17 protein-coding genes are annotated in these 16,591 nt (G+C 66.4%); 15 read left to right on the forward strand and 2 right to left on the reverse strand.

Annotation, left to right across the window (positions count from 1 at the left end; all coding sequences use genetic code 11):
• Window positions 1-137 precede the first annotated feature (137 nt).
• A complete protein-coding gene (locus KBW98_RS19160; protein WP_211521788.1) occupies window positions 138-1,598 on the reverse strand; it encodes a deoxyribodipyrimidine photo-lyase in 1,461 nt (486 codons plus the stop codon).
• A 222-nt stretch (window positions 1,599-1,820) separates the two neighbouring features.
• Here KBW98_RS19160 and KBW98_RS19165 point away from each other — a divergent pair, with 222 nt between their 5' ends.
• Genes KBW98_RS19165 through KBW98_RS19190 form a run of 6 tightly spaced genes read left to right on the forward strand, consistent with a single transcriptional unit; the run spans window position 1,821 to window position 6,401 of the window.
• Window positions 1,821-2,432, forward strand: coding sequence for a YqgE/AlgH family protein (locus tag KBW98_RS19165; protein WP_211521764.1), 612 nt, complete (start codon window positions 1,821-1,823; stop codon window positions 2,430-2,432).
• 29 nt (window positions 2,433-2,461) lie between these two features.
• Window positions 2,462-2,854, forward strand: coding sequence for a Holliday junction resolvase RuvX (ruvX, locus tag KBW98_RS19170; protein WP_211521765.1), 393 nt, complete (start codon window positions 2,462-2,464; stop codon window positions 2,852-2,854).
• The gene (gene pyrR / locus KBW98_RS19175; RefSeq protein ID WP_211521766.1) at window positions 2,841-3,359 is read left to right on the forward strand and encodes a bifunctional pyr operon transcriptional regulator/uracil phosphoribosyltransferase PyrR; all 519 of its coding nucleotides are present in this window, start codon (window positions 2,841-2,843) and stop codon (window positions 3,357-3,359) included. The genes ruvX and pyrR overlap by 14 nt, the downstream gene beginning before the upstream one ends.
• Window positions 3,352-4,317 carry an aspartate carbamoyltransferase catalytic subunit gene (locus KBW98_RS19180; RefSeq protein WP_211521767.1) on the forward strand — a complete coding sequence of 322 codons (966 nt, stop codon included), beginning with the start codon at window positions 3,352-3,354 and terminating at the stop codon, window positions 4,315-4,317. Before pyrR ends, KBW98_RS19180 begins: the two co-directional genes overlap by 8 nt.
• Window positions 4,314-5,594, forward strand: a complete 1,281-nt coding sequence (locus KBW98_RS19185; protein WP_211521768.1) for a dihydroorotase — start codon at window positions 4,314-4,316, stop codon at window positions 5,592-5,594. The genes KBW98_RS19180 and KBW98_RS19185 overlap by 4 nt, the downstream gene beginning before the upstream one ends.
• A 57-nt stretch (window positions 5,595-5,651) precedes the next feature.
• Window positions 5,652-6,401: a 1-acyl-sn-glycerol-3-phosphate acyltransferase gene (locus tag KBW98_RS19190; protein WP_211521769.1), complete on the forward strand. Its 750-nt coding sequence runs from the start codon at window positions 5,652-5,654 to the stop codon at window positions 6,399-6,401.
• A 161-nt stretch (window positions 6,402-6,562) separates the two neighbouring features.
• Here the strand turns inward: KBW98_RS19190 and KBW98_RS19195 are convergent, their stop codons facing one another.
• The gene (locus KBW98_RS19195; protein ID WP_211521770.1) at window positions 6,563-7,408 is read right to left on the reverse strand and encodes a symmetrical bis(5'-nucleosyl)-tetraphosphatase; all 846 of its coding nucleotides are present in this window, start codon (window positions 7,406-7,408) and stop codon (window positions 6,563-6,565) included.
• Between the two features lie 76 nt (window positions 7,409-7,484).
• Between KBW98_RS19195 and rfbB the strand changes: the two genes are divergently transcribed.
• The 9 genes from rfbB (at window position 7,485) to waaA (ending at window position 16,511) form a co-directional block, all read left to right on the forward strand.
• Window positions 7,485-8,552: a dTDP-glucose 4,6-dehydratase gene (rfbB, locus tag KBW98_RS19200; RefSeq protein ID WP_211521771.1), complete on the forward strand. Its 1,068-nt coding sequence runs from the start codon at window positions 7,485-7,487 to the stop codon at window positions 8,550-8,552.
• On the forward strand, window positions 8,549-9,448 hold the full coding sequence (gene rfbA, locus KBW98_RS19205; protein ID WP_211521772.1) for a glucose-1-phosphate thymidylyltransferase RfbA: 900 nt from the start codon (window positions 8,549-8,551) through the stop codon (window positions 9,446-9,448). The genes rfbB and rfbA overlap by 4 nt, the downstream gene beginning before the upstream one ends.
• Window positions 9,445-9,990 (forward strand): dTDP-4-dehydrorhamnose 3,5-epimerase, encoded by a 546-nt coding sequence (gene rfbC, locus KBW98_RS19210; RefSeq protein WP_211521773.1) that lies wholly within the window; start codon window positions 9,445-9,447, stop codon window positions 9,988-9,990. The genes rfbA and rfbC overlap by 4 nt, the downstream gene beginning before the upstream one ends.
• Entirely contained in the window at window positions 9,987-10,844 is an 858-nt protein-coding gene (gene rfbD / locus KBW98_RS19215) for a dTDP-4-dehydrorhamnose reductase (protein ID WP_211521774.1), read from the forward strand. Before rfbC ends, rfbD begins: the two co-directional genes overlap by 4 nt.
• 189 nt (window positions 10,845-11,033) lie before the next feature.
• Window positions 11,034-12,128, forward strand: a complete 1,095-nt coding sequence (locus KBW98_RS19220) for a glycosyltransferase family 4 protein (protein WP_211521775.1) — start codon at window positions 11,034-11,036, stop codon at window positions 12,126-12,128.
• 86 nt (window positions 12,129-12,214) lie between these two features.
• On the forward strand, window positions 12,215-12,529 hold the full coding sequence (locus KBW98_RS19225; RefSeq protein ID WP_211521789.1) for an H-NS family nucleoid-associated regulatory protein: 315 nt from the start codon (window positions 12,215-12,217) through the stop codon (window positions 12,527-12,529).
• Between the two features lie 328 nt (window positions 12,530-12,857).
• Window positions 12,858-14,240 (forward strand): phosphomannomutase/phosphoglucomutase, encoded by a 1,383-nt coding sequence (locus KBW98_RS19230; protein ID WP_211521776.1) that lies wholly within the window; start codon window positions 12,858-12,860, stop codon window positions 14,238-14,240.
• Between the two features lie 10 nt (window positions 14,241-14,250).
• Complete coding sequence (waaC, locus tag KBW98_RS19235) at window positions 14,251-15,234, forward strand: lipopolysaccharide heptosyltransferase I (protein WP_211521777.1); 984 nt, start codon at window positions 14,251-14,253, stop codon at window positions 15,232-15,234.
• Window positions 15,231-16,511: a lipid IV(A) 3-deoxy-D-manno-octulosonic acid transferase gene (gene waaA / locus KBW98_RS19240; protein WP_211521778.1), complete on the forward strand. Its 1,281-nt coding sequence runs from the start codon at window positions 15,231-15,233 to the stop codon at window positions 16,509-16,511. Before waaC ends, waaA begins: the two co-directional genes overlap by 4 nt.
• Window positions 16,512-16,591 lie beyond the last annotated feature (80 nt).

Genomic DNA, 16,591 nt, shown 5'->3' on the forward strand with positions numbered 1-16,591 from the left:
CGGCTGCTCGACGAACTTGGGTCCCGGCCTGCGCGGGGACGACGTTCGAAGGGGGCGGGCCGAAAAATGTGATCGTGGTTCGTTGCGTGTAAACGTCGTCCCGGCGAAGGCCGGGACCCAAGTTTGCCCGCACACCACTAACTCTCTTTTTTCACCACACCAAACCTCTCCAGCGTCCGCTTCCTCGCCTTGTCATGATCGACAACCGGCCAAGGATAGCTCTCCCCCAGCACCACCCCTTTCTCCGCCAGCTTTTCAGGCGCCAGCGCCCACGGCGCATGGATCTCCTTCGCATCCAGCCTGGCCAGCTGCGGCACCCAGCGCCGGATGAACTCCCCCTTGGCGTCGAACTTCTGCGACTGCGTCACCGGATTGAAGATCCTGAACCACGGCTGCGCGTCGCACCCGGTCGAGGCCGCCCACTGCCAGCCGCCGTTGTTCGAGGCCAGGTCGTAATCGTTCAGCTTGAGCGCGAAATAGCGCTCCCCGCGGCGCCAGTCGATCCCGAGGTCCTTGACCAGGAAGCTGGCCGTCACCATGCGCAGGCGGTTGTGCATGAAGCCCGTGCGGTTCAGTTGGGCCATGGCCGCATCCACCAGCGGATAGCCGGTGCGTCCCTCGCACCAGGCCGCGAACAGTTCCTCCGCCTCCGGCCCTTCCTCCCAGCGCACGGCATCGAAGGCCGGCTTGAAGGCGCGCGTCGCTACCCGCGGATGGCGGTCCAGGATCATGGCGTAGAAGTCGCGCCAGATCAGTTCCGACAGCCAGGTGGTGGCCCCGGCGCCGCCCGCGCCGGCATCGATCAGCTGGCGCGCCGTGCGCACCAGGTGGCGGATCGAGGTGGTGCCGAAGCGCAAGTGGGCGGACAGGCGCGAGGTCGCGTCCTCGGCCGGGAAGTCGCGCGCGCGCCCGTAATCGGCGATGTCTTCCAGGAAGGCCTCGAACAGCTGTTCCGCGCCTTCCATGCCGGCCGGCAATGGGGGCGCGCCGTCCTCGAAGCCGATGGCGGCGAGCGGGGGCAGGGCGGACGGGCCCGGCGCCGGTGCAAGCGCGTGGGCCAGGCTGTCGACCGGATAGGCCGCCAGGGTCTCGGGCCTGGCGGCCAGGCGCTTGAGCCAGGCGTTCTTGTACGGGGTAAAGACCGAGAATGGCTGCCCGGCAAGGGTCAGCACCTCGTCCTTCTCGAAAATCACCTGATCCTTGTGGCTGAGCAAGCTTTTCCCCTGCCGGGCCAGCTGCTCGGCCACCAGTGCGTCGCGTTCCACGGCACTGGGCTCATAATCGGTGTTGACATGGACGGTTTCCACGTCCAGCTCGCTTGCCAGCGCGGGAATCGCTTCGACCGCGCGCCCATGGCGCACGATCAGGCAGCCGCCCAGACGGCGCAGCCCGGCGTCCAGGCTGGCCAGGCTGGCATGGATGAAGCGCAGGCGGGCGTCGTCACGCGGCAGGGCATCCAGGATGTCGGTATCGTAGATGAAGGCGCAGTAGACATGGGCCGCCCCGGCCCGTGCCCCGGCCAGTGCCTCATACAGGGCGGCGTGGTCGAAGGCGCGCAGATCGCGGCGGAACCAGACCAAGGAATTGCTTATTTTCATCATCATGTGTTCGGTCAGAGCGGGAGCGGATCGGCCGCTGCGGGAATGTCTGACAGCACCCGGGTGGAGACGCTTCAAGAGCTGTCCGGCCAATTCAGTGTAAACTAACGAAAAGCTTAATGTTGTAGCCTGGATACCGAGCGATCGTTCAACCAGAGTGAGCCCTGTGAGAGTACGCGTATGAAAAAAAGCAAAGTTGGCAAAACTCTACCGATGCCCGGCATGCCGCCGCAGGACGATACGCAGGCGCGGCCCGGTCCCGCACCCTCGGGCCTGAACCTGGCCAATCATTTCCTGATTGCTATGCCATCGATCCAGGATCCCATCTTCGGCGGCACCGTCGTCTACGTCTGCGAGCACAATGAGAAAGGCGTGCTCGGCGTGGTCATCAACAAGCCGACCGACATGACCATGGACGTGCTGTTCGACCGCATCGACCTGAAGCTGGCCGAAGGCCTGCGCTCGAGCGTGACCGAAGAGCCGATCATGTTCGGCGGCCCGGTCCAGGACGACCGCGGCTTCGTGCTGCATTCGCCGGGCGGGCGCTACTCGTCCTCGCTCAACGTCACCGACGAAGTCGCCTTCACCACCTCGATCGACGTGCTCGAGGCCGTCGCCAGCGGCGCCGGGCCCAAGCGCATGCTGGTGTCCATCGGCTACGCCGGCTGGAGCCCCGGCCAGCTCGAGGAAGAACTCTCCCGCAACGGCTGGCTGACCGTGGGCGCCGACGCGCGCGTGCTGTTCGAGCTGCCGATCGAGGAACGCTATACCGCCGCCATCAAACTCCTGGGAATCGACCCGTTGATGCTCGCAACCGAAGCCGGCCATGCTTGACGGCCGGTTTTTCGAGGTGCTCGATCTACATGGTTGACATCGTTTTCGGGTTCGACTTCGGCGTCAAGCGGATCGGCATTGCAATGGGAAACACACTGACGGGACAGGCCCAGCCCTTGACCGTCATCAAGGCGGTCGATAACGCGACCCGCTTCCAGGTCATTGGCGAACTGATCGAACAATGGCGCCCGGCGCGCCTCATCGTGGGCGAGCCGCGCCATCCGGATGGCGCCGAGCACGACATGACCCTGCGCAGCCGGCGTTTCGCCAACCAGCTTCATGGCCGCTTCAACCTGCCAGTCGACCTGATCGACGAGCGCTATTCCTCCGCCGTCATCCAGGCCAAGCGCGGCGAAGTCATCGACGCCAAGGCGGCCGCCATCATTTTGCAACAATACTTTGACGATCATGCCAACATCTAACCACGACTTCGATGCGGAGGCGCTCTACCGCGAGCTGCTATCCCAGGTCCGGGCCGGCCTGGACGGCGTATCCGACGCCGCCATCGTCGGCATCCATTCCGGCGGCGCCTGGCTGGCGGAACGCCTCGCGCGCGACCTCGACCTGACCAATCGCCTGGGCTCGATCGACGTCTCGTTCTACCGCGACGACTATGCCAAGAAGGGCCTGCACCCGGACGTGAAGCCGACCCACATCCGCTTCCCGGTCGATGGCGCCACCATCGTGCTGGTCGACGACGTGCTGCAGACCGGCCGCACCACGCGCGCCGCGATCAACGTCCTGTTCGACTACGGCCGCCCGGCCTGCATCAGGCTTGCGGCCCTGGCCGACCGCGGCGGCCGCGAGCTGCCGGTGGCCGCCGACTTCGTCGGCACCCGCGCCACGCTCGCGCCCAACCAGTCCCTGTGCCTGCAGCGCGATGCGTCCGGCCAGCTCTCGCTCACCATCGAAGAAGAACATGCTTAATCCGCAATTGAACAAACACGGCGAGCTGCAGCACCTGCTCACCATCGAGGGACTGAAGAAGTCGCACATCGACCACATCCTCGACACCGCGTCGAGCTTCGTCGGCATCTCCGACCGCGAAGTGAAGAAGGTTCCGCTCATGCGCGGCAAGAGCGTGTTCAACCTGTTCTTCGAAAACTCGACCCGCACCCGCACGACCTTCGAGATCGCCTCCAAGCGCCTGTCGGCCGACGTCATCAACCTGAACATCCAGGCCTCGTCGACCACCAAGGGCGAGTCGCTGCTCGACACCATCGACAACCTGTCGGCCATGCACGCCGACATGTTCGTGGTGCGCCACGCGCAGTCGGGCGCGCCCTACCTGATCGCCAAGCACCTGAACGAGAGCGGCCAGTCGCACGTGCACGTGGTGAACGCCGGCGACGGCCGCCACGCGCACCCGACCCAGGGCCTGCTCGACATGTACACGATCCGCCACTACAAGAAGGATTTCACCAACCTGCGCGTGGCCATCGTGGGTGACATCCTGCACAGCCGCGTGGCGCGCTCGGACATCCATGCCCTGACCACGCTGGGCGTGCCGGAAGTGCGCGCCATCGGCCCGCACACCCTGCTGCCGGGCGGCCTGGAGCAGATGGGCGTGCGCCTGTTCACCAACATGGACGAAGGCCTGAAGGACGTCGACGTCATCATCATGCTGCGCCTGCAGAACGAACGCATGAGCGGCGCGCTGTTGCCTTCGGCGCAGGAATACTTCAAGAGCTACGGCCTGACCCCGGAACGCCTGGCGCTGGCCAAGCCGGACGCCATCGTGATGCACCCGGGGCCAATGAACCGCGGCGTGGAAATCGATTCGGCGGTGGCCGACGGCAGCCAGGCGGTGATCCTCCCGCAGGTCACCTTCGGTATCGCGGTACGCATGGCAGTGATGAGCATTTTGGCAGGAACCCACGGATGAAACTTCATATCAAGAACGGGCGCCTGGTCGACCCGGCGAACGGCATCGACGAAACCAGGGATCTCTTCATTGCGGACGGCAAGATCGCCGGCGTGGGCACGGCCCCCGCGGGCTTTGAGGCCGACCACACCATAGCTGCTGACGGCCTGGTGGTCGCGCCCGGCCTGGTCGACCTCTCGGCCCGCCTGCGCGAGCCGGGCTACGAATACAAGGCCACCCTGGAATCGGAAATGCAGGCGGCGATGCAGGGCGGCGTGACCACCCTGGTATGCCCGCCCGACACCGACCCGGTGCTCGACGAACCGGGCCTGGTGGAAATGCTCAAGCACCGCGCGCGCATCCTGAACCAGGCCCATGTGCACCCCCTGGGCGCGCTCACCGTCGGCCTCAAGGGCCAGGCCCTGACCGAGATGGCCGAGCTGACCGAAGCCGGCTGCATCGGCTTCGCCCAGGCCGAGGAACCGGTCCTCGACACCACCGTCCTGCTGCGCGCCATGCAGTACGCCAAGACCTTCGGCTACACCGTCTGGCTGCGCCCGCAGGACCCGCACATCGGCCGCGGCGGCGTGGCCCACAGCGGCCCGCTGGCCTCGCGCCTGGGCCTGTCGGGCGTGCCGGTGATGTCCGAGACCATCGCCCTGCACACCATCTTCGAACTGATGCGCGCCACGGGCGCTCGCGTGCACCTGTGCCGCATCTCGTCCGCCGCCGGCCTGGAACTGATCAGGGCCGCCAAGAAGGAAGGCCTGCCGGTGACCTGCGACGTCGGCGTGCACCACCTGCACATGACCGACGCCGACATCGGCTTCTTCGATTCCAACGCCCGCTTCACCCCGCCGCTGCGCGCCCAGCGCGACCGTGACGCGATCCATGCGGGCCTGCTGGACGGGACCGTGGATGCGGTCTGCTCCGACCACACCCCGGTCGACGACGACGAGAAGCTGCTGCCTTTCGGCGAAGCCTCGCCCGGCGCCACCGGCCTGGAACTGCTGCTCGCCCTGATGCTCAAGTGGGCGGAGGACCAGCGCGGCGCCGATGGACTGTCACGCGCGGTCGCCAAGGTGACGCATGACGCGGCGCGCATCGCCGGCCTGCCGGCTGGCACGCTGTCGGTGGGCGCCTCGGCCGACGTGGTGCTGTTCGACCCGGACCTGCGCTGGAAGGTCGAGCGCTCCGCGCTGGCCAGCCAGGGCAAGCACACGCCTTTCCTCGGTTATGAGCTGGCTGGCCAGGTCAAGACCACCATCGTGCGCGGACAGCTCGCTTTCCAGCGCTGATCCGTTCATGGCCACGCGGACCTGGCGTCCGCGTGGCCGTTTTCACCGTTTCCTGTCTTGAAGATCCGCCTCGCCTGGCGCCTTGCGCGCGTCGTCGTCCACCTGCTCGAGGGCCTGGCCACGTCCGCGCTCGTATTCCCGCTGGCCTCGCAGCGCCTGCGCGAGCGCCTGACCCGTTCCTGGTCGCGCCGCCTGCTCAGGCAATGCCGCATCGAGGTCGAGCAGGCGCCCGGCGCGCCGGTGCTGGAGCATGCCCTGATCGTGGCCAACCATGTGTCCTGGCTCGACATCTTCGTGATCAACGCGCTGCACCCCTGCCGCTTCGTGGCCAAGGCCGAGATCCGCGCCTGGCCGGTGCTGGGCTGGCTGGCCGCGGCCGCCGGCACCGTGTTCATCGCGCGCGGCAACCGGCGCGAGCTGCGCCACATCTTCAAGGGCCTGGTCGAGGTGCTGCAACAGGGGCAGCGGGTGGCGTTCTTCCCGGAGGGGACCGTGTCCCGGCAGGGCGAGGTGCTGCCTTTTCACGCCAACCTGTTCGAGGCGGCGATCGATGCCAAGGTGGCGGTGCAGCCGTATGCGCTGGCCTATGTGGACGAGGCGGGGGCTTATCATCCGTCGATCGACTACGTGGGCGACGTCACCTTCGTCGACAGCCTGTTCGCGGTGCTGCAAGGGCCGCCGGTGCGGGCGCGCCTGGCCTGCCTGGCGCCGCTCGATGGCGCAGGCGCGCACCGGCGCGAATTGGCGCAAGCCGCGCAGGATGCGATCACGGTAGGGTTGGCGGCTTCGCCGCCGACGCGGGGATAGGCGGGGCGAGATCGGCCGCAATGGCTGTTCGGCCGGTAACTATCGCCGCGTGGACGTTCGTATTTCAGGCCGCTGGCCTGAAATACCCCGTCCACCCTACATCACATGCTGTAGGGTGGACGGCTCTGCCGTCCACGCGCCGATAGCGGCCGATCGACGCATCACTTCTTGCCGCCATGCTCCCGATATTCCGGACAATCCACCTGCAGCAGCGAGCGGTCGTCCAGGCACACCGCCGTCAGCTTCCCGCCCCACACGCAGCCGCTGTCCAGCCCCACCAGGTTCGGCCGCAGCACCAGCCCCAGCGCCGACCAGTGCCCGAACACCACTGTCACGTTCTGCGTGCGCCGCTCGGGCAGGTCGAACCACGGGACCAGTCCCGATCCTCCCGGCCCGTTCTCGCTTTCCTTGTGCAGGAAATCCATGCTGCCGTCCGGCTGGCACAGGCGCATGCGCGTCAGCGCATTGACGATGCAGCGCAGCCGGTCGATGCCGGCCAGGCTGTCGTCCCAGCGGTTCGGCTCGTTGCCGTACATCTGGCGCAGGAAGTCGATCCAGCCTTCGCCGCGCAGCACGGCTTCCACTTCGCCGGCCAGCGCCATGGTCTGGGCCACGTCCCACTGCGGCGCCACGCCGGCGTGCACCAGCAGGTGGGCGTCGACGAACAGCGCCAGCGGCCGCCGCCGCAGCCAGTCGATCAGTTCGTCGCGGTCGGGGGCGGCCAGGATCGCGTCCAGGGTGTCGGAGCGGCTGGTGCGCTGGGCGCCCACCGCCACCGCGATCAGGTGCAGGTCGTGATTGCCGAGCAGGGCCTCGATCCGGCCCTCGCTGGCTTCGGACAAGGCCTTCATGCGGCGCAGCGCGGTGAGCGAATCCGGGCCGCGGTTGATCAGGTCGCCCACGAACAGGATGCGCGCGTCGCCTTTCGCATGCTCGCGAATGCACTCCAGCAGGAGCTGGGCTTCGTGCGCGCAACCCTGCAGGTCGCCGATGGCATAGGTCTTCATGTTCTTGTTCTAGGCTATGGTTGGGGGCGAGTTCACGTAGAATTGCCGGTAAACTCATTGCTTTGGCGGATACTAAATGATTTTGGTCACTGGCGGTGCGGGTTTTATCGGGGCAAACTTTGTCCTCGACTGGCTGGCCCGGTGCGACGAGCCGGTCCTGAACCTGGACAAGCTTACCTATGCGGGCAACCTGGAAAACCTGGCCAGCCTGCAGGGCGACGCGCGCCACGTGTTCGTGCGCGGCGACATCGGCGACGGCGAGCTGGTGGCCGATCTGCTGCGCCGCTACCAGCCGCGCGCGATCCTGCACTTCGCCGCCGAGAGCCACGTCGACCGCTCGATCCATGCGCCGCGCCAGTTCGTGCAGACCAACGTCCAGGGCACCTTGTCCTTGCTGGAGGCCGCGCGCGTCCATGCCGCCACGCTGGACGGGGCCGCGCGGGCGGATTTCCGCTTCCTGCACGTGTCGACCGACGAAGTCTACGGCACCCTGGGTCCGCAGGACCCGCCCTTCAGCGAAACCACGGCCTACGCGCCCAACAGTCCCTACGCGGCCTCGAAGGCCGCCTCGGACCATCTCGTGCGCGCCTACCACCACACCTACGGCCTGCCGACCCTGACCACCAACTGCTCGAACAACTACGGCCCTTACCAGTTCCCGGAAAAGCTGATTCCGCTGATGATCGCCAATGCACTCGCGGGCAAGCCGCTGCCGGTGTATGGCGACGGCCGGCAGGTGCGCGACTGGCTGTACGTGGGCGACCATTGCGCCGCGATCCGGCGCGTGCTCGAAGCGGGACGCCCGGGCGAGGTGTACAACGTGGGCGGCGCGAGCGAAATGGCCAACCTCGACGTGGTCGGCACACTGTGCGATATCCTGGACCGGCTCAGGCCCGCCGCCAGGAGCCGGCGCGAACAGATTGCCTTCGTGGCCGATCGCCCCGGCCACGACCGGCGCTATGCGATCGACGCGCGCAAGATCGAGCGCGAGCTGGGCTGGCGCCCGGCCCGCGATTTCGCCGCCGGCCTGGAAGACACGGTGCGCTGGTACCTGGCGCACCAGGACTGGGTCGCCCATGTCCAGAGCGGGGCCTACCTGGAGTGGGTGGAGCGCAACTACGGCCAGCGGGGAGAAGCGCCATGAATACTAGCGCCGCGAAGCGCCGCGGCATCATCCTGGCGGGCGGCTCGGGCACCCGGCTGTATCCGATCACGGTGGCCGTGTCCAAGCAGCTGCTGCCGGTCTACGACAAGCCGATGATCTATTACCCGCTGACGACCCTGATGCTGGCGGGTATCTGCGACATCCTGGTCATCTGCACTCCCCAGGACTTGCCGCGCTTCCAGGAACTGCTGGGCGACGGCAGCCAGTGGGGCCTGAACCTGCAGTATGCCGAACAACCGGCGCCGGAAGGGCTGGCCCAGGCCTACCTGATCGGGCGCCACTTCGTGAACGGCGGGCCGTCGGCCCTGATCCTGGGCGACAATCTTTACTACGGCCACGGCCTGGAGCAGCGCCTGGCCGCCGCCACCGCCCAGGAGCAGGGCGCCACGGTGTTCGCCTATCACGTGCTCGATCCGCAGCGCTACGGCGTGGTCGAGTTCGACGCCCACTACCAGGCCTTGTCGATCGAGGAAAAGCCGGCCCAGCCAAAATCGAACTATGCGGTTACCGGCCTGTATTTCTACGACGGCCAGGCGAGCGAGATCGCGGCCTCGATCCGGCCTTCGGCCAGGGGCGAGCTGGAAATCACCGACGTCAACCGCGCCTACCTCGATGCCGGCCGGCTGCAGGTGGAGGTGATGGGACGCGGCTTTGCCTGGCTCGATACCGGCACCTGCGATTCGCTGCTCGACGCCTCGCAATTCATCGCGACCATCGAGCACCGCCAGGGCCTCAAGATCGGCGTGCCCGAAGAAGTCGCCTACCGGCGCGGCTACATCGACGCCGAGGCCCTGGAGCGGCTGGCGGAGCCGCTCAAGAAAAGCGGCTACGGCCAGTACCTGCTGCGCGTGCTGGGGGATAAGGTTCCGAAATGAAATGTATCCCGACTGCGCTCGACGGCGTCCTGCTGCTCGAGCCGCAGGTCTTCAGCGACGAGCGCGGCTTCTTCTTCGAAAGCTACAACGCACGCCGCTTCCGCGAGGCCACTGGCTTCGAACCTGTCTTCGTGCAGGACAACCATTCGCGCTCGCACCGCCGCGTCGTGCGCGGCCTGCACTACCAGGTCGAGGTGCCGCAGGGCAAACTCGTGCGGGTGGTGGCCGGGGCCGTGTTCGACGTGGTGGTCGACCTGCGCGCCGGCTCGCCCAGCTTCGGGCGCTGGACCGGTACCGAGCTCTCCGCGGAGAACCGGCGCCAGCTATGGGTACCGCCTGGCTGCGCGCATGGCTTCCTGACCCTGAGCGAGGAAGCCGAATGCCTGTACAAGACCACCGAATACTGGTCGCCGGCGCATGAGCGCACCCTGCTGTGGAACGACGCGGCGCTCGGCATCGCCTGGCCCCTGGAAGGCGAGCCCATCCTGTCCGCCAAGGACCGTGTCGGCACGCCCTTCGCGCAGGCCGAGGTGTTCCGGTGAAGATCCTGCTCACCGGCGCGGACGGGCAGGTCGGCTACGAGCTGCTGCGCTGCCTGCAGGGCCTGGGCGAGATCGTCGCCTGTGACCGCAAGCGCCTGGATCTGGCCGACCTCGACCAGGTGCGCGACGCCATCCGCAGCGTCCAGCCCGAGCTGATCGTGAATGCGGCCGCGTACACGGCCGTGGACCGCGCGGAAACCGAGTCCGAGCTGGCGCTGCGCGTCAACGCCCAGGCACCCGGCGTGATGGCCCTGCAGGCGCGCGAGATCGGCGCGGCCCTGGTCCACTTTTCCACCGATTACGTGTTCAGCGGCGACAAGGACGCGCCCTATACGGAAGGCGACCGCACCGGGCCGCTGAACGTCTATGGCGAGACCAAGCTGCTGGGCGAGCAGGCCATCGTGTCGTCCGGCGCGCCCTACCTGATCCTGCGCACCAGCTGGGTGTACGGCCTGCGCGGCAATAACTTCCTGCGCACGATGCTGCGCCTTGCCGGCGAGCGCGGCGAAGTGCGCGTGGTCGACGACCAGCTCGGGGCGCCGACCTGGAGCCGCACCGTGGCCCAGACCACGGCCCATATCCTGGTCCAGGCCCAGCTGGGCGGCGCTAAATGGTGGCGCGACAACCGCGGCACCTATCACCTGAGCGCCCAGGGCGAAACCAGCTGGGCCGGTTTTGCCCGGGCAATCATGGAAGAGGGGGCATTGGACTGCCGTGTCGTCCCGATCGCATCCAGCGACTATCCGGCGCCGGCTGCGCGTCCGCGCAATTCGCGCCTGGACTGCACCAAACTCACCCATCGTTTTTGCCGCCTTCCCGATTGGCGCGACGACCTTGCGCTGTGCATGCGCTAGCTTTCCGAACGCACTTCTTTTGACTTATTTCTACCCGGCCGAGCATGTTTAGGCGTGTGCGCAGGAATAACTCGGCCATTCCGGTAAAATGGGTTAGTATTTCCTCTTTGATAAGAGTGCCGTGGCAGTTCAATCCCCGTCAACGGAAGCGGGTTATTCCACGTAAGTGCACCGGAAAAATAGGTAAAAATGTTCTCTTTTTTCGTCAGCTTCCTGTCCTGCGCAGTGCTGACCCTGCTGGTGATTAAGCTCGCCAAAAAACACGGTATGGCGCTCGATAGTGATATCGATGGTGTCCAGAAATTCCATAGCCATGTCGTCGCCCGCATTGGCGGGGTGCCCATCTGTCTCGCGGTGATTGCCGCGTCCGCGATATCGGTGATCCGCGAGCCCGCGATGGGGCCGTGGCTCGCCGCATTGATCGCCTGCGGCGTGGTCGCGCTTTCCGGCGGCATCGTGGAAGACTATACGGGACAGGTCGCGCCATCGCGCCGGCTGCTGCTCACGATGCTCGCCGCGCTGCTCGCTTATTGGCTGCTGCATGCGCGCATCGATCGTATCGATTTGCCGTGGGGACCGATGTCCTTGCAGGCGGTCTGGATTGTCTTGCCGCTGACGGTGCTGGCGGTGGCGGGAATCGCGAATGCCGTGAATATTATCGACGGCTTTAATGGGCTGGCGAGCATGGTCAGCATTTGCATGCTGATGTCGCTGGCATATGTGGCATTTCAGATAGGGGATATGTTCGTACTGGTGGCGGCCCTCATCGTCGCCGGCGCCACCGCGGGCTTCCTGGTCTGGAATTATCCGGTGGGGCTGATCTTCCTGGGTGATGGCGGAGCCTATTTCATCGGTTTCCTGCTGGGGGAACTGACCTTGATGCTGGTAATCCGTAATCCCGATGTGTCCACCTGGTATGCGGCATTGCTATTAATATATCCAGCTTTTGAAACGATATTCTCGGCCTATCGCCGCATGTTCGTGCGCGGTAAGTCGCCTGCCATGCCGGATGGAATTCACCTGCACAGCCTGATATTTCGTCGTGTCGTGCGCTGGACGGTAGGGCGGCGCGAAGCACGCGCTCTGATGAAACGCAATGCGCGTACCTCGCCTTATTTATGGCTGTTTTCACTGATGGCCGTGATTCCCGCCACCGTGTTCTGGAAAAACACGGTGATGCTAATGTTCTTCTGCTTGTTGTTTATAATCAGTTACCTCTGGTTGTATGCACGTATTGTTCGATTTAAGTCTCCGCGCTGGCTTTTTTTTCACAAGAGAGACTAGCATAAACGTATTGATGTTAGTATATTGCGACATTTGGTGAGTTTTCGCCGCGGTTATTTTTAATCTTAACGTACGAGGGAACGATGATGGATCTGTCGAATATGTCTGTTGGCGATTTGCGCAACCTGCAGGAACAAATCAAGCAGGAGATGAAGAAGCGCGAAGTACAGGAAGTGCAAAAGGCGCGCGAGCAGATCCTGGCCATCGCGCAAAGCGTCGGCGTTCCCCTGAAAGACCTGCTTGCCACTAGCGGCCGCAGCAGCAGCAAGGGTAATACCGTCGCCGTGCGTTATCGTCACCCGGACAACGCATCGCAGCAATGGACCGGCCGCGGCCGCCAGCCGAAATGGGTCAAGGAATGGGTGGAAGGCGGCCAGTCGATCGACAAGCTGCGTGTTTGATTGAATCGCCGGCCTAAGCCGGCGGTTTTCTTTGTGCGCGGCTGCGAATGATTTGTCGCTGCGCTTGCAAACTTGGGTTCCCGCCTTCGCGGGAATGACGTGCTAAAAGAGCAGGCTGGAGACCACTCCGTAGTCCGCTACTTCAATACGTCATTCCCGCGAAGGCGGGAATCCAAGTTCGTTTGCAGGCTGCCTCGCTTCCTTTGGCTCGCACCCATGGCGCCCCGCTTGCCGTTACAATAGCAAGCATTTTTGTCATTCCCCCAACACCGGCAGTGACGACGGCCCCGACGCCGCGCATGCACGCCCCCGTATTCCAAGGAAGAACATGGTTGCACTCTCCAAAACGATCTTCAAAGCCTATGACATCCGCGGCGTCATCGGCAAGACGCTGGACGCCGGCATTGCGCGCCACATCGGCCGCGCATTCGGCGCCGCCGCCCTGGTCAAGGGAGAGCGCAAGGTCGTGATCGGCCGCGACGGCCGCCTGTCGGGCCCGGAGCTGACCGCGGCCCTGGCCGAAGGCCTGCGCGATGCGGGCGTGGACGTGGTCGACCTGGGGATGGTCGCCACCCCGATGGTGTATTTCGCCACCAACGTGCTCGACACCCGCTCGGGCATCATGGTCACCGGCAGCCACAATCCGCCGGATTACAACGGTTTCAAGATGGTCATGGCAGGCGAAGCGATCTACGGCGACGCCATCCTGGCTTTGCACGACAGCATCGCAAGGTATGACGGCAAGGTCGCGGCGGAGCGCGGCGGCTATGCCACCCACGACATCCGCGCCGCCTACATCGAGCGCATCGTCGGCGACGTCAAGCTGGCGCGCCCGATCAAGATCGCGGTCGACTGCGGCAACGGCGTGGCCGGCGCCTTCGCGCCCGAACTGTTCCGCGCCATGGGCGCCGAGGTGGTCGAGCTGTTCTGCGAAGTGGACGGCCACTTCCCGAACCACCACCCGGACCCGGCGCACCCGGAAAACCTGCAGGACCTGATCAAGTCGCTGCAGGACACCGACGCCGAGATCGGCCTGGCCTTCGACGGCGACGGCGACCGCCTCGGCATCGTCACCAAGGATGGCCAGATCATCTTCCCGGACCGCCAGATGATGCTGTTCGCGGCCGACGTCCTGTCGCGCAACCCGGGCGGCGAGATCCTGTACGACGTCAAGTGCACCCGCCACCTCGGCCCCTGGATCGAGCAGCACGGCGGCCGCGCGCTGATGTGGAAGACCGGCCACTCGCTGGTCAAGGCCAAGCTGAAGGAAACCGGCGCCCCGCTGGGCGGCGAGATGAGCGGCCACATCTTCTTCAAGGACCGCTGGTACGGTTTCGACGACGGCCTGTACGCCGGCGCGCGCATGCTCGAGATCCTGACCCGCGAGCAGGATCCCTCGAAGCTGCTGAACGGCCTGCCGATCGCGAGCAGCACGCCGGAACTGCACCTGCACCTGCAGGAAGGCGAGAACTTCGTGCTGATCGACAGCCTGCGCCAGAACGCCACCTTCCCGGGCTCGGAACGCATCGTCGGCATCGACGGCCTGCGCGTCGAGTACCCGGACGGCTTCGGCCTTGCGCGCGGCTCCAACACCACGCCGGTCGTGGTGCTGCGCTTCGAAGCCGAGACGCCGGACGCCCTGGCCCGCATCCAGGCCGACTTCAAGCGCGTGATCCTGGCGGCCAAGCCGGACGCCGAGCTGCCGTTCTAAGGGAAGACGCTTGAAGATCCTGCTGGTGCGCGTGTCGTCCCTGGGCGACGTGCTGCACAACCTGCCGATGGTGGCCGACATCCTGCGGCGCCATCCCGGCGCCACCATCGACTGGGTGGTGGAGGAGGGCTACGTCAGCCTGGTGCGCCTCAACCCCCATGTGCGCAAGATCTTCCCCTGGGCCCTGCGCCGCTGGCGCAAGAGCCTGGGCAAGGCCGCGACGCGGGCCGAGATCAAGGCCTTCTTCCGCAACCTGCGCGAAGAGGAATACGACTATGTGTTCGACACCCAGGGCCTGCTCAAGACCGGCGTGATCATGGGCGCGGCGCGGGTGCGCAAGGGCGGCAAGAAGGTCGGCCTGGCCAACGGCAGCGAAGGTTCGGGCTACGAAGGCGTCTCGCGCATCTTCCACACCGACAGCATCCCGCTCGACCCGCGCACCCACGCGGTGGCCCGCGGCCGCATGGTGGCCGGCGCGGCGCTCGGCTACGCGGTCGACAGCGCGCCGGACTTCGGCCTGCCGGCGCCGCGGGCGGATTCGCGCCCGGCCTTCCTGCCGGCGGAAGACTACGCCGTGTTCTTCCACGGCACCGCGCGCGCCGCCAAGAAGTGGGCGGACGCCAACTGGATCGCCCTGGGCCACGCGCTGGCGCCGCTGCCCGTGCTGCTGCCCTGGGGCTCGGCCCAGGAGCACGAGGACGCCCAGGCGCTGGCCGCGCACATCCCGAATGCGCGCGTGCTGCCGAAGCTGTCGATGATGGACGCGGTGGCCGTGGCCCAGCACGCGGCGCTGGCGGTCGGCGTCGACACCGGCCTGACCCATATCGCCGCCGCCTTCGTGCGGCCGACGGTGGAGATCTATTGCGATTCGCCGAAGTGGAAGACCGAAGGCAACTGGTCCGGGCGCATCGTGAACCTGGGCGACCTGGGGTCGCCGCCGTCCAGCGATGAAGTGATCGCGGCCGCGCGCCGCCTGCTGGAACAGCGTCCATGAAGCGGCCGCTGTACTCGGCGCTGTGGTGGCTGGCGCTGCCGGCCGTGCTGGGGCGCCTGTGGTGGCGCGGCCGCAAGGAGCCGGGCTACCGCGAACACTGGGGCGAACGCCTCGGCGCCGCAGGGCCCACCTCCAGCGAACGCATGACGATCATGGTGCACGCGGTGTCGGTCGGCGAGACCCGCGCCGCCGAACCCCTGGTCGAGGCCCTGCTCGACCACTACCCCGGCTGCCGCATCCTGCTGACCCACATGACCCCGACCGGGCGCGCCACCGGGCGCGCCCTGTTCGGCCACTACGGCGAGCGCGTGGTGCAATCCTATCTGCCCTACGACACCGGCTTCATGGTGGCGCGCTTCCTGCGCCGCCATCGCCCGCGCGCCTGCATCCTGATGGAAACCGAGGTCTGGCCGAACCTGATCCACGGCTGCGCCGCGGCCGGGGTGCCGGTGGTGCTGGCGAACGCCCGCCTGTCGGAACGCTCGCTGCGCCGCGGCCGCAAGATGGGGCCCTTGATGCTGGAGGCCGCGGGCGCCATCACCCTGGTGGCGGCCCAGACCGAGCTCGACGCCCAGCGCATCCGCTCGCTCGGCGCCCCGCAGGTGGCGGTCACGGGCAGCATCAAGTTCGACGTGCTGCCGCCCGCCGCGGCGCTGGAGAAGGGCGCCTGGCTGCGCGAGCGGATCGGCCGGCGCCCGGTGTTCCTGTGCGCCAGCACGCGCGAAGGCGAGGAAAGCCTGATCCTGGACGCCTGGACCCGCCATGCGGGCAAGCCGGAGGATGCGCTGCTCTTGATCGTGCCGCGCCATCCGCAGCGCTTCGACGAGGTGGCGAAGCTGGTGGAGGCCCAGGGCCTGGCCCTGGTGCGCCGCTCGGCCCTGTCGGATGAACCCGGGGCAGGCGTCGGCGCGGCCCAGGTCCTGCTGGGCGACTCGATGGGCGAGATGTTCGCTTATTACGCGGCCTGCGACTGCGCCTATATCGGCGGCAGCCTGCTGCCGCTGGGCGGCCAGAACCTGATCGAAGCCTGCGCGCTGGGCAAGCCGGTGCTGGTGGGCGAGCATACCTTCAATTTCGCCGACGCCACCGAGGATGCGGTGGCGAGCGGCGGCGCCCTGCGCGTCCCCGGCGCCGCGGCCCTGGCGGCGGAGGCGGCGCGCCTGCTGCGCGACGGGCAAGCGCGGGCCGCGATGGGCGAGGCCGCGCTGGCCTTCGCCGGACGGCACCGGGGAGCGACCCTGCGCACTGTTGAACTCTTGCGACAGATTATCGGATAGGTTTTGTTACCATTCCGAACTGAGCTCGGTAAAACAAAAAGGGGATGCGCCATGTTGTCGTTTAATCACCCGAGACCGCT

Origin of the sequence: Massilia sp. ST3, from assembly GCF_018119405.1 — a bacterium.
Classification (GTDB): Bacteria; Pseudomonadota; Gammaproteobacteria; order Burkholderiales; family Burkholderiaceae_D; genus Telluria.